Below are 17,946 nucleotides of genomic sequence, written 5' to 3'. Positions count from 1 at the left end.
GCAGAAGCGCAACCTGTTGCGCCCCTGCCAAGTCCATTCGTGTGTCGCCGGCTTAACGGCCAGAATTAATCTAGAGAGACATTCTCAAAGTGATGCTTACCAAGCGGATCCACAACATAGCCCTTCACTTCTTTACGCACTGGCTCGTAAACGGTGGAGTGGGCGACAATCAGTGCCGGAGCCTGATCGTGCATCACTACCTGAGCCTGTTTGTACAGTTCGATGCGTTTGTCGTGGTTCGATTCAGCGCGTGCCGGTTGGATCAGATCTTCAAACGGCTTGTAGCACCAACGAGAATAGTTGGAACCATCTTTCGCCGCCGCACAGCTAAACAGCGTGGCGAAGAAGTTGTCCGGATCCCCGTTGTCGCCGGTCCAGCCCATCATCACCGTCTGATGCTCGCCCGCTTTGGCGCGCTTGAGGTACTCACCCCACTCATAGGTCACGATTTTGGCTTTCACGCCGATTTTCGCCCAGTCAGACTGGATCATTTCCGCCATGCGGCGCGCGTTCGGGTTGTACGGACGTTGTACCGGCATAGCCCACAGGTCGATGGCGAAGCCGTCTGCCATGCCCGCTTCTTTCAGCAACTCTTTGGCCTTGACCGGATCGTAGGTGTAATCCTTCACCGCGTCGTTATAGCCCCACATGGTTGGCGGGATCAGGTTTTTAGCCGCCTGGCCTGCGCCCTGGTACACCGCGTCGATGATCGCCTGCTTGTTGACCGCCAGGGTCAACGCCTGACGCACCTTCAGGTTATCCAGCGGTTTTTTCTCAACGTTGAACGACAGGTAGCCAACGTTCAGCCCCGGTTGTTCCATCAGGTTGATGGTTTTGTCCTGCTTCATGCGGGCGATGTCAGCCGGGTTCGGGAACGGCATCACCTGACATTCGTTTTTCTGCAGCTTGGCGTAACGCACTGAAGCGTCTGGCGTGATAGAGAACACTAAACGGTCGATCTTCGGCTTGGTGCCCCAGAAACCGTCGAATGCCTTATAAAGGATTTTGGAGTCTTTCTGGTATTGCAGCAGTTGGAACGGACCGGTACCGATTGGGTTCAGGTCAACTTTTTCCGGAGTACCGGCTTTCATCATCACGTCGGCGTATTCGGCAGACAGAATGGATGCGAAGTCCATACCCAGGTCAGCCACAAACGGGGCTTCCGGACGGTTCAGCACGAAACGGACTGTGGAATCGTCCACCTTCTCGATTTTGGCAATCAGTTTCGGCATGTCCATGCCTTCAAAGTACTCATAGCTGCCGCCGGAGACTTTGTGATAGGCATTATTCGCGTCCAGCTGGCGTTCGAAGGAGAACACCACGTCGTCAGCGTTGAAGTCACGGGTCGGTTTGAAATCTTTGCTGCTCTGCCACTTCACGCCTTTACGCAGGTGGAAGGTGTAGACTTTGCCGTCTTCGCTAACGTCCCATTTTTCAGCCAGGCCCGGCTGCAGTTCGGTGGTGCCGATTTTGAATTCGACCAGACGGTTGTAAATCGGCACCGAGCTGGCGTCATAAGTGGTACCCGAGGTAAACAACTGCGGGTTGAACCCTTCCGGGGAACCTTCAGAACAGTAAACCAGAGTCTTGGCTTGCACGCTGGCCGCAACGGTCAACGCAATCAGCCCAATACCGAATTTCAGAATCCCTGTTTTTCCCAAGGAACTTGTCATCGCTAGTGCTCCATTATGTGATGTGATGTGTGTTTTACCGCCAGAGCCTGTATTTTTTATTGCGCGGCCTGTGCAGTGTGCCCGAAGGCTGGGAGGGATAATTGCGCGAGAGAGCCGGGTGGAACGCGTCCCGGTGGGGGCGTCTGAGCGCGTGGAATTCACTCAAACAACTCTCGCTCTTACCCCTGAGGCTACCAAATTGCCAACTGTTTGGGGTGTCGTCAATATAACCAGTAGGGATTTACACAGACTGTGAGAAACAGCAAACAAACATAAAAAAAACCTTTCTTTAACAGTTGCAGCATTAAAAATTATGCTACACGGTCATTTTTAGTTCGTTAGCCTGCACTGAAGAAAGTTACTGGTGTTTAACTCCGATAAAAAACTAAAAAAGTTTGTTGCTGAATGATGAATATCTGAACGGTTATTTTTGTGATCTGCGTTAAATACAGGATGAAATGCTGATCCCCTACCCGAAAGAGTGAGACCTCGGCAACCTTTTTGATCGAGACGACTCCACAATCTATGCGCCGTTAAAAAACTTTCGTCTGTAAAAAGCCGGGGGCGAAAAGATATCCCCCGGCAACGTACTACAACCGATTTAAGGCGTACCGACGCTGTTGCCCAGGCTGCTGTTCATGTTATTCAGAATATCGCCGTTGTCGGCGTCAATTTCCCATGAGAACAACCCGCCCAGCTGCTTATCCAGCACATATTTGCCCTTCGCCTGCACCGAGCGCGCATCGTCGAAGGTGATCAGATCGCCAGTGGAAGGTTTGAAGACATAGGGTGCTTCAGCGGTAGCATCGTAGCTGTACTGCCATTCGCCGCTCATAAACTCATTGGCGATCTGGCGGTAATCCACGATGCCATTTTCCCAGGTGCCTTTCACCGGGCCAGTGGCGGTGCCGGTAAACGGAATGTTGTTCTGGTAACCGTTCACCCCGGTCCAACCGCGACCGTACATGGCGGTGCCCACCACGATTTTGCCCGGCTTCACGCCCTGCGTGAGCAGTGCATTAACGCCATTCACCGTGGTATACGCCGTATCCGGTTTCCAGGCCGGCGCTTTCAGCGCAGTCTGGTGGCCCAGATTTTTCAGATCGAATGCCCCATAGAAGTCGTAACTCATCAGGAAAATGTGATCCATCGAGTTTTGTGCGGTGTTGTAATCCACCTTATCGATTTTATCCTTGCCGGCGCTGATCGCAGAGGTCAGTTCATACTTACGGCCCGTTTCCGCCGAAAGCTGATCCAGCATGGCGCGCAGCTCTTTCATTAGTTGCACATAGGTTGCCCCATCCTGCGCACTGCCCAGTTTCGGGTTAGCACCCTGCCCGCCCGGGAATTCCCAGTCGATATCTACGCCATCAAAGAACTTCCAGGTTTGCAGGAACTCCTTCACCGAGCCGACGAAGCGATCGCGCTTCACCTTATCGCCCATAAAGAAGAACGGATCGGACAACGTCCAGCCACCGATCGACGGCAGGATTTTCAGGTCCGGGCGCGCCTGTTTCAACGCCATCAGCTGACCGAAGTTGCCTTTGTAGGGGTCGTCCCAGGCGGTCACGCCCTTCTGACCTTTCTGCAGCGCAGCGAACGGATCGTGGATCGATACCTTAAAGTCTTCACGCCCCTGACAGGAACGCTGTAACGCCTGGAAGCTGCCTTCGATCTCTTTCAGGCTGTCGTTGATGCCGTCACCGCCACAGATAGGAATAAAGCCGTACAGCAGGTGCGTCAGGTTCTGAGCCGGAAGTTTATCGACGGTGAAATTACGGCCGTAAACGCCCCATTCAACGAAATAAGAGCCGACCACTTTGCCGGAGTCTTGTTTATAAGGCTTATTCTTTTCCAACAAAGGTTCTTTTAAAGGTGCCAAATGGCTACCGTCGGTATCTGCCACCACAATTTCGGTTGCATCGCTGGCGGTACAACCGTCGGCGTTGCATAACGCCACCTGCATTTGATAACGGCCGCCTTTATTCACCTTAAAGTTTGCGGTTCCCGAACCACCGGTTGAGGCACCACTCCAAACTTCTTTGCCATTTAATAATACTTTCGCCGTGGTACCGGTATCGCCATTCCATAAATTCCATGAAACAGAAACGTCGGCGGCATTTTTTACTTTCACCAGATTATTATAAGCCGTCGCCGCTTGATCGACTTCGACAATGGCGAATTTGGTATTGCCCCAAGCCAACGTAGGTTTGCCCGGTGCAGCGGCCTGCGCCGCAGAGCACAGCGTGCTGCCGATCAGCAACGCCAACAGCGGTTTATTAAATTTGCGCATAACTGATTCCTTTATTCCGAGAGGATAAACATAAAATAATTAATCATGGCCACCCATTGTCGGAACAAAATAATCCCGCAATAATCCTGGCCGATTAAAGTTAATAAATAAGCATTCATCTTTCCACGCAACGGAAATCTATCATTCCCATTTCGTGTATTCAGACTATAGATAAAATAATCATTAAAACAAGATGGCTATCAAGCGGGTTTTATTGAGCAGCGATGAATTTATTTAATAATGAATCACCGCTGCCAATAGGAATAAGGAGTGTGAATTAATTTCTGGGCAAGGATCAATATTTTTCATGGGATTGATGTCATTATTGACATCAAATTTAAATTGATGGTAGCGTAAACATCAACAAGGAATGTTCAATGCCAGCGACACTCGTAATGAACAGGCGTATTTGGCTGGATACAAACAGTTTGCTCAGTCTGGTTGTATGGGACGTCACTTCTGCGGTAAGAGGCAGCAACCACAAGTACAAATATCGCTTGGCCTATGTGGTTGAGGATAAATGCGTATTACGCTACGACAACGAGGCAGGCAAAGGTGACCATAAGCATCTGGATACCGTTGAGATCTCGATAAATTTTATCGATATTAATCAGCTGATTGACGACTTTATTGCAGAAGTTAACCAGCTAAGGAGGCCGAAATGCGCACTCTGAGGGTAAGTGTAATGCCTGTCCAACAGGCAATAGACGGGTTGAAGACTGATTTTGCCAAAGCTTTATCCGGTAAGGAGATGGGTAACAGGCTGATATTCCCCGATGTCAAAACGCTGACTTATGTCTTGCTGAACGCTAATCGGATGACTCTGCTGGAAATAATGACCGGTGCAGAAGCTATGTCGATTCGAGAGCTTTCCAGACGACTAAACCGGGATTTCAAAGCCGTACATACGGATGTGCAAGCACTACTGAATGCCGGCGTTTTAGATAAGAAAGGTGCAAAGATTATCTTCTCTTATGACGAAATTCATTTTGACTTCGTAACAGGAAAAGCAGCCTGAAGGGCAAATAACAGGCGAAAAAAAACCTGCTTATAAAGCAGGTTTTTCGAATGTGGTCGGCGAGAGAGGATTACGCGCATCTTTGATGCTTGCCCTGCGGGCCGTTGCTAAAGCAACGTGGTCTCGCTGCGCTCGGCTCAAACCTCCTTCGGAGGTTCTCATCCTATAAATAACAGGCGAAAAAAAACCTGCTTATAAAGCAGGTTTTTCGAATGTGGTCGGCGAGAGAGGATTCGAACCTCCGACCCACTGGTCCCAAACCAGTTGCGCTACCAAGCTGCGCTACTCGCCGATGCGGGGCGCATCTTACTGCTGGGGATAATACGCGTCAATCACTTTTTCAACCCAGCCCGCCAAGTGGCGATAAAAGCGTCATAAAGCGCGGTACGATGCCCTGTACCGCGCTTTTGCATCATGCCTTGGCGGTTTTCAGCGCCGGTGATTGCGCACGCAAGAACGGCAGCAGGAACAGCGCGGACAGGCAGGCGGCGATAGAGATCACCACGAAGAAACCATTCCAGTGCCAGATTTCCATGATGCGGGCAATCGGGTAGCCGGACAGTGCCGCCCCGAGATAGGCAAACAGACCGACGAAACCGGTCGCCGCTCCGGCGGCATCCTTATGCGAACATTCCGCCGCCGCCATGCCGATCAGCATCTGCGGGCCAAAGATAAAGAAGCCGATGGCAAAGAAACAGGCAGCCTGCAGCAGGAAGGTCACGCCCGGCATGAGCCACAGCGCCGCCACCGACAGGAAGATACCGATGGCGAAGATCAGGTTCATTGGCCCACGGTTACCGCGGAACAGCTTGTCGGAGCCCCAACCGGCCACCAGCGAGCCGATAAAGCCACCCACTTCGAACAGGGAAATCGCCGAGTTGGCGGTCATCAGCGAATAGCCTTTTTCCTGCGTCAGGTACAGGTTGCCCCAGTCGTTGATCGCCGTACGTACGATGTATACCAGCACGTAAGACACTGCCAGCAGCCAGATGTACTTGTTGGTCAGCACGTAACGCTTGATGATTTCCCGATTGGTCAGGCCCTGGCCTTCCGATTCCTGCACCAGTTCCATGGCGTCGTTGCGCCATTTACCGACGCTAGGCAACCCCATGGATGACGGCTTGTCACGCAGGCGCCAACACATCAGCAGGCCCAATAACACGCCGATAATGCCCGGAATGATCATGCCGTAGCGCCAGCTGAAGTGCAGCGAGATAAAGCCGACCAGCAGCGGGATAAGCGCACCACCGAAGTTGTGCGAAGTGTTCCAGATAGCCCACCAACTGCCGCGTTCGGAGCGGGAATACCAACTGGTGAGGATTTTTGAACAAGGCGGCCAGCCCCAGCCCTGGAAGAAGGCGTTGAGGATCCACAGCGTACCCAGCATCAGCAACGAAGAGCTAAGCCCGAAGAAGATATTGAGCACGCCGGTCATGATCAGACCCAGGCCCATAAAATAGCGCGGGTTGGAACGATCGCTGATCATGCCCGAGATGAATTTAGAGCAGCCGTAGGTGATGTAGAACAGCGTACCCAGGATGCCGACATCGGACATCGTCAGGCCAAGATCGCTCAGCATAGCCGGCATGATGAAGTTGAAGCTTTTGCGCGTAAAGTAAAACGCGGCATAGCCGATGTACATCGTCCACATCAGCTGGATACGCCAGTATTTATAGCTGGCATCGATCTGTTTTTGATCGGTAACCGGCGGCACATCCTGGCGGCTTTTAAGGAAAGACCACATGTGAAACCTCAGAGAATAGGAAAAGTGCCGCTATCATGCTGCGCGCGCGCGCGAATGGCTTACGCCGGATTCCCGACGCAGTTAGGAGTATTTCCTAGTTTTACGCTTCTACCGTTGAAACTGTGGGTAAGATCACATTCAAACAGGTGCCATGCTCCGACGTCAGCCGCAGTTGGCCTCCCAGTGCGCTAATGCGCTCTTGCATGCCGCGTAGGCCGTAACCCGGCTCATGGTCGGCCAAATCGATACCGATGCCGTTATCGCGAATGGTCAGCAGGATTTGCGGTGGTCGCCCTTTACGGTGACGAAGACGCGCGTCCAGCTCAATGCGGCTGGCAGCAGCATGGCGACAGACGTTGGTCACCCCCTCCTGGCAAACCCGGTACAGGGTAATTTTCAGCGTTTCATCCAGCAGTTCATCCGGCACCTGCCACTGCATCGTGCTCACCAGCGACGTATCCTGCGGTAGCGACTCACGCAACATCGCCGCCACCGCGGCCGACAGCGGCAGGTTATTCAGGGCGGCGGGCCACAGCTGAGTCAGCACGTCGTGAACGCCGTCATACACCCGCAGCGCCAGCGTATCTATCGCTTCTGCACAGCCGATCACCGGCGGCTGTGGTGCCAGACGCTTGATAATACTGGCCTGGGTACGGATAACGGTGATGGTCTGGCCGACTTCATCGTGCAGCTCACGCGCGACCTCCCGCCGGGTTTGCTCTTCGGCCGTCACCAGCGCGCGCGCCAACTGGCGGTTTTCCGTCAATCGCAGCCGTAGCTGCTGGTTCAACTCACGCTGGCGTTGAATGCCGGCACCAAGCAGCAGCCCGGTCAGGCTCTGGGCCAGCAGCGACAACAGCAGGTCGCGATGCGACTCGGGCTGCGGTGGCTCGTTGGCGACCAACACCACGCCGTTGAGCAGCGTCGCCAACAACGCCCCCTGCCAACCGTAACGGTACGACATGAAGACGATCGGGATGGCCAGACAAAACGGCGCAAAGCGGCGCAGTTCGGCGGCATTCACCTGCTGTTGCAGCCAGATACTGAGCGCAAACAGCAGCAGATAGGTAGCCAGATGCCGTAACCGCAGCGTCACCGGTTTATGGATCAGGCCCGGTTCGAGCGGTACCCAGATTTGCCGCGCCAGATAGTGCCATAGCAGCAGGCAGGTCGGGGCGATGGTGAAGCCACCCGCCAGCCCAAGCAACAGCGCCCGTGCGCCCTCGCCGTTCACCACCTGCCACACCAGCGCCTGCAGCAGTGCGGCGACCGCCACCACCGCGCCCTGCATCAGCGGCCATTGCCATTCGCTGTCGTTTTGTTGATGACGCAGCAGCCACGGGGACGCGACCAGGCTAAGCAGCACCGTCAACACCAGCACCACCACCGAAGCCCACAGCGCCGGCCCGTAACCGAACTGATCCGCCAGCAATACCATCAGCAGCAGGTCGGCCAGCAAGATCCCCGGCCAGAAGCGGTAAGGGCTTTGCAGCAGAATGCCCAGGCGCAGGCCAAACGGGAACAGCAGCAGCGCCTGCCAGGGTGGGTCGATCAGCGCGGTGCCGATGCCCCACAGGCAAAACGCACTGGTGGCATAAATGAAAAACAGCGCCAGTTGGGTGATCAGGCGTTGCATCACAGATTCAGCATCCGCTTCGCCAGTTCGACGTTATTGTTAATGCCCAGTTTGGCGAACAGATTGGCGCGATGCACGTGGACCGTTTTCGGCGATAGCCCCAGGGCGACGGCAATCTCCCGTACCTCCAGCCCCTGGGCGAGTAACAGCGCGATTTCGCGTTCGCGACGCGTGAGGGGATCCACCTTCACCCGTGCCAGCTGTTGGGCGATTTCAGGCATCAGGTACACGCCACCGCTGGCGACGGTGCGCACCGCGGTGATCAAATCTTCCGGCTTGCAGCGTTTGGACAAGAAGCCACAGGCGCCACGCTCCAGCGCCATTTCCACCAGCGCCGGGTTGTCATGCATCGACAGCATCACCACCCGAATACCCGAGGGAATGTCCGCCAGCAAATCCAACCCGCTGCCATCCGGCATCGAAATATCGCAGATGCAGATTTCCGCCTCCAAGCCTGGTAACCCAGCGCGCGCCTGAGCAGCACTACTGAACTCCCCCACCACCTGAATATCCGCCTCAAGCGACAGCAGTTGCACAAAGCCCGATCGCACAATGTCATGATCGTCAATAAACGCCACGCGCAAGGTCATGGAAATCTCCGGTTCGAGGGGGAAAGTGCCCAAGTATACCCTATAGCTTTCAAGTTGCAGCTAGGCGCCCAGCTCGTTCATCTCCAGGTACTGTAGGGGCGCCGCATGCTGCGCCCGCATTAATCGGGGCGAATTTATTCGCCCCCTACAGTAACTGGGGTGAACAACAAATCTGTCGGGAACAGATTTGAACGCTGCTTGCAGCAGCCCCGAAGGGGCAAGACCCACGGACGGGTCTTGTAAGCAGGTAACAACGCTGCAAGTTGAAAGATGACGGGTATATACCGCAAGCCTGAGCCGGATTAATTGATGAAGGGAAGGTATTAACAGATTTTACCGGGCGCAGTGCGCCCGGTATTGCAGAGGTTACAACTGTGCCGCCGGCAATTTTTCCTGCGGAATATTACACCAGTTGTTTTTCGCCACGATGCCGCCGTTCGGCGAGGTATATCCGAGGCAGCCGAGAATGGTATCGAACAGCTCTACATGACGGTGGGTTTTACCCACGCGCTGTTGGGCCTGAAGTTGTTCAAACGCCCCGCGATGCTGAGGATCTTCCAGGAATTTATCGGATGCCCATACCATCATCGGTACGCGGAACTGCTCCGGCGGTGCCATTTCACGCGGCGTGCCGTGCAGGTGCGAATTCTCGCCGATAGATTCGCCGTGATCGGACGAATAGAACACAATTGCCTTCTTCTCACGCACCTGATCAATCACGTTGGCGATAAAGCTGTCGGTATACAACACTGAGTTATCGAAGGCGTTAACCAGTTGCTCTTTAGAACAGAAATTGTCGACGCCGGTACACTCCGGTTGGTAGCGCGCGTAGCTGCGTGGATAACGCTGTGAATAGAGGTAATGCGAACCTTTAGTGTGCAGGATCACCATGTGCTTGCCCTGCGGATAGCGGGCCAGCGACTCTTTCATTTCGTCTACCAACAGCATGTCGTCAACCGATTTACCGTCATTGCGTTTCTCGGAGGCGATCATTTCGCGGAACGAATAGTTGTTCACTTCGGTATTGTTATAGAACCAGACCTCGCTCTGCATGGCGAACAGCTCCGAGGTGAAGCCCAGATCCTTCAGCACTGCAAACACGTTCTGCTCTTTCAACGTACGCTGTGGGTTGTCTGAGGTACCGCCTTCACGCACGAACATGCAGCGCAGAGAAAGTTTGGTCGAGGTATCGCAGGATTCACCACGGAACGCCACCAGGTTTTTCTCTTTGGACAGGCGTGGCGTGGTGTCACGGTCGTAACCCAGTATCCCCATGTGATCCCAGCGCGTGGTTTCACCGATAATAAACACCACGTAGGTATCATCGATATCGGCCGGCGGCACATAGGTAAAGTTCTTGGCCGGGTCGAACAAATTGGCCTGATCCTGGCTTTCGTCATACCGGGTATAGGCAAACAGCCCCAGCGCAGACAGCCAGTTGGATGGCAAATAGGAGTGCGCCACTACGCCACCGTAGCTCGGCAAATCCACATTGGTGATTTTTTCCTGCGCGCTCTGTTCGCTGTCCAACATACGCAGCGGCAACCACACCAGCGCCACCACCGCCACCAACACCACCAGCGGTTTCACCCGGTGCCCTGGGGTTTTCAGCTGTTCGATCAGCGTGTAGCGCAGGTTGTTTTTCCAAATGCACAGCAGCGGCAAGGCGCTGAGCACCAGCATCCACAATACAAAGTGCAAGCCGACCACTTCTTTTGACAGGTCGATATCCGTAGTCATGACCGAAACCACAATGCCGTAGCCAATCACCACGTTGAAGAACGTCATGTAATAGCTGGCGGCAACGGAAATCAGCACCAGTAACGAAGCAACAATACGGTAAAACAGCCGGCCACCAAGCGAGACCAGCCGCATGATAAAGAAGGTAAACAGCACGATAGCGATAACCTCGGTTACCGCAGAAATAACCTTAATCCCCTGAATGCCGTGCGAAAACGAATCAAAGCGACGATAGAAAACGGAAAGGTTTAAAAAGATGCCGATATAAATCGCTAACAATAACGATAAATTCTGCTGTGAAAGCGATTTAACTTTGTTCATGTAACGCGGTGGCTCCGGACGGTAACAGTTCTGAATCAGTCAGACATTCAATGCGGCTTCAGGTTCAGCCGATCGGCAATAAGCGCTATTTCGGGGGTAATAATCAAGAGAATTCTCAAGAAACGGATATTTTTTTCATTTTTTGTGAGAAGTGTAAAGGCGGGGCAGAACGAGAAAGGGAGGGATAATAACCCTCCCCTTTTTCCGTGACGTTGGCGAAAGTCTTACTTAACGTTAAGCGTTACATCAATATTGCCGCGGGTAGCATTGGAATAAGGGCAGACCACGTGGGCTTTTTTCACCAGGTCTTCCGCCACGCTGCGCTCGATACCCGGCAGGCTGATATCCAGTTGCACTTCGATACCGAAACCGTTGGGGATTTCACCGATGCCGACGGTGCCATCAATTTTGGCTTCGGCAGGAATTTTCACCTTTTCTTTCGCCGCAACAAACTTCAGCGCGCCGAGGAAACAGGCCGAGTAACCGGCAGCAAACAGCTGCTCCGGGTTAGTGACTTCACCGCCCGCGCCACCCATTTCTTTCGGCACGCCCAGTTTGACATCCAACACGCCGTCGGATGAGGTCGCACGGCCATCGCGGCCACCGGTTGCTGTGGCATGAGCGCGGTAAACAACTTTTTCAATCGACATAAATCATTCCTTCTTTTGGTTGGAGGCATCATATCGGATCCAGTTGGCTGAACCCGATCATAGGTCTATCTTTCACGATTAAATCGCGCACTACTTAAATTACCCACTTATTTCAGTGTAGCGCAGGATCGCCGATCCTGCGTCTGGCAGCCGTTCTTCAAATCTGATCTATCAGCTTGCCGCGCAGCTTTTCGAGCTGCTGCTTGATATTAACGATTTCATCGAGGCTGCAATCGGTGGCGCACATCACGGCTTCCGGCACCGCCTGCGCTTTTTCACGCAGCGCGCGCCCGGCGTCGGTTAAGGCGATAATCACCTGTCGCTCGTCGGTCGTGGCGCGGTAACGCAACAACAGCCCTGCCGTCTCGAGCCGCTTCAACAGCGGCGTCAACGTGGCGGAATCAAGAAACAACCGCTCACCGATGTCCGAAACCGTGATTTCGTCACGCTCCCACAGCACCAGCATCACCAAATATTGCGGATAGGTGAGATCAAGCTGGCTCAGCAGCTTGCGATACACCTTGTGCAACGCCAGATTGGCGGAGTACAGGGCAAAACACATCTGCTGATCGAGCAGCAGCAGGTTTTTCGCAACGGGGTGTTCAGGGTTTTTACTATTCATGTTTTGAATATAGATAGCGCACGATGTAATCGCAAGCTATTTTTTAATCGGTATGCTACCTTTTTTAATGCAGGGGATGCCACAGCAGGGTGCTGTGCCGGAGGAAAAGGATATGACAACCACACTGGTAGAACGCGCACGCCGCTACGCCACCAAGGCGCATGCGGCTATCGATCAGCGCCGCAAATACACCAATGACCCCTACATCGTTCATCCGCAGGCGGTAATGGAAATCGTCAGCAGCGTGCCGCACAGCGAGGAAATGCTGGCTGCCGCCTGGCTGCACGACACGGTGGAAGACACGCCCACCACCCTCGGCGATATCGAGAGCCATTTTGGGCCAAAGGTGGCAGAACTGGTGGCAATGCTGACCAACGTCAGCGGCACCGGCGGCGGTAACCGCTTCGAACGTAAAAACCGCGATCGACGGCACAGCGCCAACGCTTCACCGCAGGCCAAAACCATCAAACTGGCCGATCTGATCGACAACACCCGTTCACTGCTGGAATTCGACAGCCATTTTGCGCGCACTTATTTGATAGAAAAACAGCGGCTGCTGGAAGTGCTGACCGAAGGCGACCCGACACTGTGGCGCCAGGCCAACCATATCGTCGAGCAGGGTCTGGAAAAGCTGCTGTTGCCGCCGCATAACGTCCCGGCAAGCTGGTTCGAACATGCACGCCAGCGTTACCGGGAAAGCGATGCGGCGTAATCCTCAGAAGGTCACCACGGTTTTCAACGCCGTCACCCAGGCATCCTGCGTTTCACTTACGCCCCCCGGATGATGCCAGTATTGTAGGCCCGGCTGCAGCTGCAGCCAGGGGGTGACGTTAAAGCGATAGTAGAGTTCTGCCGTCACGGAATGCCCTGGTACCGGGCGGAAATTGGGATCGTTATACGCGGTGGCGTTGTTGAGTTGATTCAGGTAACGCTGATTGTCCCGGTAATGGTCGCTCAACTTGACCATTGAAACGCCCAGGCCCAGCCAATCGTCCGGCCGCGCGTCAAACAATCCGCGGTAGCGAATACCGGTGGAGGTGGAGTAATGCATATAGTTGGAACGCGGATCGGCCAATCCCAGGCTGTAGAACAGGCTCAGACCCCGATTGGCATCATCCGGATGACGCGTTAGCTGTTGGTTAAAACCACTGTACAGGAACCAGGTGCGGTCATGGCTGCGATAACCGTTTGGATCGCTCGCTCCCGGGCCGCCGGAGACCCCCTCATACAAATCTTGTTGCCGGGCATTGGTGAACAACACTCCCAGGTTATATACCCCCGGCAACTGATTGACCGCATGGGTTTTCAGTTCCAGCTCCATCGGCAGCAACAGGCCTTTACTGCCTTTGGTCGACCAGCTCCAGGCATGGCTGCGGCTTGGGGCGCTTGGGTTCTGCTCCATCAGGCCGGTTTTGAAGGTCAACCCGTCGGTCAGTTTGTATTGCAGCGTGGTACCCCAGTAGTGGACGTTCCAGTTATACCAGGTCAATGAGTTGGCGGACTTGCCGCCGCACAGCGTCAGCGTCTGGAAGTCACAGGGAATGATCTGATCGAAATCCTGCACCTTGTTCATCATGCCGATACGCCATTGCAGCCGACGCTCCAGAAAACTGCGGCTAAAGGTCAGCCACCCCAGCCGAGTGATCGACTGGCCGCCGTAACTTTCCTGGGACAAATCGGTCGGATTAACGCGCGGATCCTGCAGGCGGTCGCGCGTCAGGTTGTTATCATGGTTGCGGTTAACGATATTGCCTTCAAGCGCCGCATCCGGAATGCCGGTCAGCGCCTGCAGGTCCTGGCTGAAGGTCAGCGAGAACTGATCAATATAGGACGCCTGCCTGTCGTGGTTATATCCACCGCCGGCGTTATAGGAAAGCTGGCTGAGATAACCCAGATTATAGTGAAAGCCATGATCTTCCAGGATCGGTCTGATCCCCAGCATGTCGCCCAACAACCCAGGTTGTGGCGGTTCAAACCCGAGCGCGACGCCTTGCCACTGGGCCGTTGGCGCCTCCACGTCTTTGGCGGTTTGCAAAGTTTCCGCTTGTGCGCCAACGCTGATCCACAGTAATCCTGCGCAGGTTATTGAGTGAGGTAATGGGTATTTCATTATTATATTTCTCCGCATATTACGCTGACTGCGGGCAACAGCATTCCCTGGGCGAGAATTCCCCAAACATTGGCAGCAGTAGATAAAGGTCATGACCCGGTGATTGCCACCGGGTTAATGGGTAAAACCTAGGCTTTTTCTTTCAGTGAGTTACCGTTGCTTTTGATCACGTCGCGATACCAGTAAAAACTCTTTTTGCGATGGCGCTCCAGGCTACCGTTACCGGCATCGTCGCGGTCGACATAAATAAAGCCGTAGCGTTTGGACATTTCAGCTTTAGAAGCGCTGACCAGATCGATCGGCCCCCAACTGGTGTAGCCCATCACTTCCACGCCGTCGTCGATTGCTTCCGCCACCTGCACCAGATGATCGTTGAGATAATCGATGCGGTAGTCGTCGTTGATACTGCCGTCGGCTTCGATACGGTCCTTGGCCCCCAACCCGTTCTCGACGATAAACAACGGCTTCTGATAGCGATCGTACAAGACGTTCAGCAAATAACGCAGGCCAACGGGGTCGATCTGCCAGCCCCACTCCGAACTGGCCAAATGCGGGTTAGGCACCATATTGAGAATGTTGGCGCGGGCGGCGTTGTTTTGCTGTTCGTCGGTGGTGACGCAGCCGCTCATGTAATAGCTGAAGGAGATAAAATCGATGGTCTCGCGCAGCGCCAGCCGGTCTTCGGCGGTGATCTCAATCTGAATGCCGTTTTCGCGGAAGTAGCGCTGCATATAGGCCGGATAGTCACCGCGGGCCTGCACGTCCCCAAAGAACAGCCAGTCGCGGTTCTGGCGCTGAGTCTCCAGTACATCCTCCGGTCGGCAGCTCAGCGGGTAAACAATACCGCCCAACAGCATATTGCCGATTTTGCCGTCCGGCACGATTTCGTGGCAGGCTTTGACCGCCCTGGCGCTGGCTACCAGTTGATGATGAATGGCCTGGTAAATTTCGCTCTTGCTGCTGTCCTCCGCCAGGCCAACGCCGGTAAAGGGCGCATGCAGCGACATATTGATCTCATTAAAGGTCAGCCAGTGCTTCACCTTGTGCTTATAGCGCTCGAACACCGTGCGTGCGTAGCGTTCAAAAAAGCCGATGGTCTTGCGGCTGCCCCAGCCGCCGTAGCGTTTCACCAGCCCATACGGCATTTCGTAGTGCGACAGCGTGATCAGCGGTTGAATGCCGTACTTTGCCATTTCGTCGAACAACCGATCATAGAACGCCAACCCCGCCTCGTTCGGCGTGTCCTCATCGCCCTGCGGGAAAATCCGCGTCCAGGCGATGGAGGTTCGCAGGCACTTGAAGCCCATTTCAGCGAACAACGCGATGTCCTGCGGGTAACGATGATAAAAATCGATCGCCACGTCCTTGATGCCGCTGTCGCCGTCAACCCGTGGGACAATCGCGCCGAAAATGCCCTGCGGCTGCAAATCAGAGGTCGATAGGCCTTTGCCGTCGGTCTGATAGGCTCCTTCCACCTGATTGGCCGCTACCGCACCGCCCCACAGAAAATGGTCTGGAAATTTGCTGCTCATGGTTTTCTCCTCGGTTAACGTAATAAAGTCAGCAGCGGCGCCTGCTCCCGCACCCTGCTCTCGCCACTGGCCAACACCTCGACGTAGTCATCGCTGTTGCTGATGATGATCGGCGTAGTGGTGTCAAAACCGGCGGCGCGGATCGCTGCCTGGTCAAACTCAATCAGCAGATCGCCTGGCTTAACCCGATCCCCCTCTCGCACATAGGCGCTGAAATGCAGCCCGTCGAGCTTGACGGTATCTATACCGACGTGAATCAAGATCTCCGCACCGTCGTCCGATTCAATGCCGATGGCATGCCGGGTTTTAAACAATGAGGCCACGTGCCCGGCGACCGGTGACACCACTCGGCCCTGCAATGGGACAATCGCTACCCCCTTGCCCAATAAACCGCTGGCGAAAGTCGCGTCGTTCACCTGCTCCAGCGGCAATACGTCACCGGCAATCGGGCTGACGACGGATTGTTTGCGGTTAAGCGGGGCTGCAGGCGCCTGCTCGGCGACCGCTTCAACGGGGACCACGCCGAACAGATAGCTGGCCACCGCCGCAAAGCAGAACGACAGCAAGGTACCGGCAATCGCACCCCACACCGTGGCGTCAAAGCCACCGGCGGGAATAATCTGCGCAAAGGTGAAAACGTTCACCAGACCAAAGGAATAGGTGGCAGTGTGGAAATAACCGATCACCGCTCCGCCCAGCGCCCCCCCGATACAGCCGAAAATAAACGGCCGCTTGTTCGGCAGGGTCACGCCATAAACGGCGGGCTCGGTGATACCAAAAATCCCTGCGCCGATAGCAGAACCTGTCAGCGCCCGAAGTTTGGCGTCACGGGTACGCAACATCACGCCCAGCGTAGCCCCCACCTGCCCCATCACGGCCGGCAGCAGCAGAGGCACCATGGTGTCGCGGCCAAACACGCTCAGGTTGTTGATCATCAAGGGAACCAGTCCCCAGTGCAGGCCAAAGATCACGCACACTTGCCACATCGCGCCCATAAACGCCCCGGCAATAATCGGGTTAAAGGCGTAAATACTCTGATAGCCATTGGCCAGCAGATGGCTGAGCCAGGTGGCCGCCGGGCCGATCAGCAGGAAAGTCAGCGGGACGGTGATCACCAGGCACAACAGCGGCGTAATAAAGTTGCGGACCGCGCTGTGGATCACCCGGTTAAACAGCGGCTCCAGGCGGCACGAAATCCAGGCGGCAAATATGATCGGAATGACCGACGAGCTGTAGTTGATAAAGGTCAGTGGGATACCGAAGAAATACTCCCGCACCGCATCGGGCTGCTGGGCGGCTTCAAACGCCGCCATCATCAGGGGGTGGGTCAAAGCACCGCCGATCGCCATGCTGATGAAGGGGTTACCGCCAAATTTTTTCCCAGCGGTGTAACCGAGCATGATGGGCAAAAAGTAAAACAGCGCATCACTGGCAGCAAACAGCATTTTAAAGGTGCCGCTGCTCTCCAGCAGCCAGCCGCAGGCCAGGCTCAATGCCAGGAAGCCTTTCAAGATCCCCGAAGCGGCCATCACCCCCAACAGCGGAGTAAAAATGCCGGAGACCACGTCGATAAAGCGGCTGAACAGATTGTCTTTTTTGTCACCATCTTCCGCCACCGCCTCACGCTCGCTCAGGCCGCCCACCTGATTGACCGCGTTGTAGACGTCGGCCACATGGTTGCCTACCACCACCTGAAACTGCCCGCCACTTTCCACCACCATGATCACACCCGGATTTTTTTTCAGGGCGGCGGCGTCGGCACGGCGGCTGTCGCGCAGCTTGAAGCGCAGGCGAGTGGCGCAGTGCACCAGGCTTTTTACGTTGTCGCGGCCACCGACGCCGGCCAAAATCTCACTGGCTAATGCTTCATATTTCATCGCGATATCCTTCAATCCTGCGTTCTGCCAAATCCCACTCAGCGGTGGCCAATCGCCGCCACAGAATTCAGCGCAAAAAAAAACCTAAACCTCATGGCCTCTGCACCCACGAAGGGGACAGAAGCACGAGGTTTAGGTTT

At 54.8% G+C, this 17,946-nt stretch carries 14 protein-coding genes, 1 tRNA gene and 1 other RNA gene; 3 read left to right on the top strand and 13 right to left on the bottom strand.

The genetic code is table 11. From position 1 onward, the window contains the following. Positions 1 to 65: 65 nt before the first annotated feature. Together dppA and AAZT04_RS21335 are read right to left on the bottom strand one after the other, a co-directional pair. Positions 66 to 1,673 carry a dipeptide ABC transporter periplasmic-binding protein DppA gene (gene dppA, locus AAZT04_RS21340; protein WP_020824727.1) on the bottom strand — a complete coding sequence of 536 codons (1,608 nt, stop codon included), beginning with the start codon at positions 1,671 to 1,673 and terminating at the stop codon, positions 66 to 68. Positions 1,674 to 2,274: 601 nt separating this feature from the next. Continuing rightward, the gene (locus AAZT04_RS21335; RefSeq protein ID WP_129982568.1) at positions 2,275 to 3,966 is read right to left on the bottom strand and encodes a glycosyl hydrolase family 18 protein; all 1,692 of its coding nucleotides are present in this window, start codon (positions 3,964 to 3,966) and stop codon (positions 2,275 to 2,277) included. Positions 3,967 to 4,343: 377 nt separating this feature from the next. Between AAZT04_RS21335 and AAZT04_RS21330 the strand changes: the two genes are divergently transcribed. Both AAZT04_RS21330 and AAZT04_RS21325 read left to right on the top strand, forming a co-directional pair. Beyond that, the gene (locus AAZT04_RS21330) at positions 4,344 to 4,640 is read left to right on the top strand and encodes a toxin-antitoxin system TumE family protein (RefSeq protein WP_048762474.1); all 297 of its coding nucleotides are present in this window, start codon (positions 4,344 to 4,346) and stop codon (positions 4,638 to 4,640) included. 11 nt (positions 4,641 to 4,651) lie between these two features. Continuing rightward, positions 4,652 to 4,984, top strand: coding sequence for a transcriptional regulator (locus tag AAZT04_RS21325; protein WP_232103425.1), 333 nt, complete (start codon positions 4,652 to 4,654; stop codon positions 4,982 to 4,984). 53 nt (positions 4,985 to 5,037) lie between these two features. Here AAZT04_RS21325 and AAZT04_RS21320 read toward each other — a convergent pair. The 8 genes from AAZT04_RS21320 to AAZT04_RS21285 all read right to left on the bottom strand — a co-directional run bounded on the left by AAZT04_RS21320 (position 5,038) and on the right by AAZT04_RS21285 (position 12,287). After that, positions 5,038 to 5,167, bottom strand: a non-coding RNA gene (locus AAZT04_RS21320) — RtT sRNA. Positions 5,168 to 5,199: 32 nt separating this feature from the next. Then, positions 5,200 to 5,276: transfer RNA gene (locus AAZT04_RS21315), tRNA-Pro, on the bottom strand. Between the two features lie 120 nt (positions 5,277 to 5,396). Then, positions 5,397 to 6,728 (bottom strand): MFS transporter, encoded by a 1,332-nt coding sequence (locus AAZT04_RS21310; RefSeq protein ID WP_020824723.1) that lies wholly within the window; start codon positions 6,726 to 6,728, stop codon positions 5,397 to 5,399. A gap of 100 nt (positions 6,729 to 6,828) precedes the next feature. After that, positions 6,829 to 8,364 (bottom strand): signal transduction histidine-protein kinase/phosphatase UhpB, encoded by a 1,536-nt coding sequence (gene uhpB, locus AAZT04_RS21305; RefSeq protein ID WP_048759428.1) that lies wholly within the window; start codon positions 8,362 to 8,364, stop codon positions 6,829 to 6,831. Beyond that, complete coding sequence (uhpA, locus tag AAZT04_RS21300) at positions 8,364 to 8,954, bottom strand: transcriptional regulator UhpA (protein WP_046374769.1); 591 nt, start codon at positions 8,952 to 8,954, stop codon at positions 8,364 to 8,366. Before uhpA ends, uhpB begins: the two co-directional genes overlap by 1 nt. Positions 8,955 to 9,320: 366 nt before the next feature. Next, positions 9,321 to 11,015 (bottom strand): kdo(2)-lipid A phosphoethanolamine 7''-transferase, encoded by a 1,695-nt coding sequence (gene eptB / locus AAZT04_RS21295; protein ID WP_048759427.1) that lies wholly within the window; start codon positions 11,013 to 11,015, stop codon positions 9,321 to 9,323. A 224-nt stretch (positions 11,016 to 11,239) separates the two neighbouring features. Next, positions 11,240 to 11,665 carry an organic hydroperoxide resistance protein gene (locus AAZT04_RS21290; RefSeq protein WP_004934114.1) on the bottom strand — a complete coding sequence of 142 codons (426 nt, stop codon included), beginning with the start codon at positions 11,663 to 11,665 and terminating at the stop codon, positions 11,240 to 11,242. Positions 11,666 to 11,822: 157 nt separating this feature from the next. After that, positions 11,823 to 12,287 (bottom strand): MarR family winged helix-turn-helix transcriptional regulator, encoded by a 465-nt coding sequence (locus AAZT04_RS21285; RefSeq protein ID WP_048759426.1) that lies wholly within the window; start codon positions 12,285 to 12,287, stop codon positions 11,823 to 11,825. Positions 12,288 to 12,399: 112 nt separating this feature from the next. Here AAZT04_RS21285 and AAZT04_RS21280 point away from each other — a divergent pair, with 112 nt between their 5' ends. Beyond that, positions 12,400 to 12,999 carry an HD domain-containing protein gene (locus AAZT04_RS21280; RefSeq protein ID WP_041415142.1) on the top strand — a complete coding sequence of 200 codons (600 nt, stop codon included), beginning with the start codon at positions 12,400 to 12,402 and terminating at the stop codon, positions 12,997 to 12,999. 3 nt (positions 13,000 to 13,002) lie between these two features. Here the strand turns inward: AAZT04_RS21280 and AAZT04_RS21275 are convergent, their stop codons facing one another. The 3 genes from AAZT04_RS21275 to bglF all read right to left on the bottom strand — a co-directional run bounded on the left by AAZT04_RS21275 (position 13,003) and on the right by bglF (position 17,806). Continuing rightward, positions 13,003 to 14,397: a carbohydrate porin gene (locus tag AAZT04_RS21275; RefSeq protein ID WP_041414092.1), complete on the bottom strand. Its 1,395-nt coding sequence runs from the start codon at positions 14,395 to 14,397 to the stop codon at positions 13,003 to 13,005. Positions 14,398 to 14,525: 128 nt separating this feature from the next. Beyond that, a complete protein-coding gene (locus AAZT04_RS21270; RefSeq protein ID WP_020824716.1) occupies positions 14,526 to 15,929 on the bottom strand; it encodes a glycoside hydrolase family 1 protein in 1,404 nt (467 codons plus the stop codon). 14 nt (positions 15,930 to 15,943) lie between these two features. Next, positions 15,944 to 17,806 carry a PTS beta-glucoside transporter subunit IIABC gene (bglF, locus tag AAZT04_RS21265; protein WP_434681641.1) on the bottom strand — a complete coding sequence of 621 codons (1,863 nt, stop codon included), beginning with the start codon at positions 17,804 to 17,806 and terminating at the stop codon, positions 15,944 to 15,946. Between the last annotated feature and the right edge of the window lie 140 nt (positions 17,807 to 17,946).

Origin of the sequence: Serratia sp. Je.1.23.a, from assembly GCF_051129805.1 — a bacterium.
GTDB lineage: Bacteria > Pseudomonadota > Gammaproteobacteria > Enterobacterales > Enterobacteriaceae > Serratia > Serratia liquefaciens.
This window is presented reverse-complemented; position numbering and strand designations above follow the sequence as displayed.

Excerpts from the sequence above, each read along its gene's own strand:
- dppA (WP_020824727.1), bottom strand. The coding sequence starts at position 1,673 with ATGACAAGTTCCTTGGGAAAAACAGGGATTCTGAAATTCGGTATTGGG.
- AAZT04_RS21335 (WP_129982568.1), bottom strand. The coding sequence starts at position 3,966 with ATGCGCAAATTTAATAAACCGCTGTTGGCGTTGCTGATCGGCAGCACG.
- AAZT04_RS21330 (WP_048762474.1), top strand. The coding sequence starts at position 4,344 with ATGCCAGCGACACTCGTAATGAACAGGCGTATTTGGCTGGATACAAAC.
- AAZT04_RS21325 (WP_232103425.1), top strand. The coding sequence starts at position 4,652 with ATGCCTGTCCAACAGGCAATAGACGGGTTGAAGACTGATTTTGCCAAA.
- AAZT04_RS21310 (WP_020824723.1), bottom strand. The coding sequence starts at position 6,728 with ATGTGGTCTTTCCTTAAAAGCCGCCAGGATGTGCCGCCGGTTACCGAT.
- uhpB (WP_048759428.1), bottom strand. The coding sequence starts at position 8,364 with ATGCAACGCCTGATCACCCAACTGGCGCTGTTTTTCATTTATGCCACC.
- uhpA (WP_046374769.1), bottom strand. The coding sequence starts at position 8,954 with ATGACCTTGCGCGTGGCGTTTATTGACGATCATGACATTGTGCGATCG.
- eptB (WP_048759427.1), bottom strand. The coding sequence starts at position 11,015 with ATGAACAAAGTTAAATCGCTTTCACAGCAGAATTTATCGTTATTGTTA.
- AAZT04_RS21290 (WP_004934114.1), bottom strand. The coding sequence starts at position 11,665 with ATGTCGATTGAAAAAGTTGTTTACCGCGCTCATGCCACAGCAACCGGT.
- AAZT04_RS21285 (WP_048759426.1), bottom strand. The coding sequence starts at position 12,287 with ATGAATAGTAAAAACCCTGAACACCCCGTTGCGAAAAACCTGCTGCTG.
- AAZT04_RS21280 (WP_041415142.1), top strand. The coding sequence starts at position 12,400 with ATGACAACCACACTGGTAGAACGCGCACGCCGCTACGCCACCAAGGCG.
- AAZT04_RS21275 (WP_041414092.1), bottom strand. The coding sequence starts at position 14,397 with ATGAAATACCCATTACCTCACTCAATAACCTGCGCAGGATTACTGTGG.
- AAZT04_RS21270 (WP_020824716.1), bottom strand. The coding sequence starts at position 15,929 with ATGAGCAGCAAATTTCCAGACCATTTTCTGTGGGGCGGTGCGGTAGCG.
- bglF (WP_434681641.1), bottom strand. The coding sequence starts at position 17,806 with ATGAAATATGAAGCATTAGCCAGTGAGATTTTGGCCGGCGTCGGTGGC.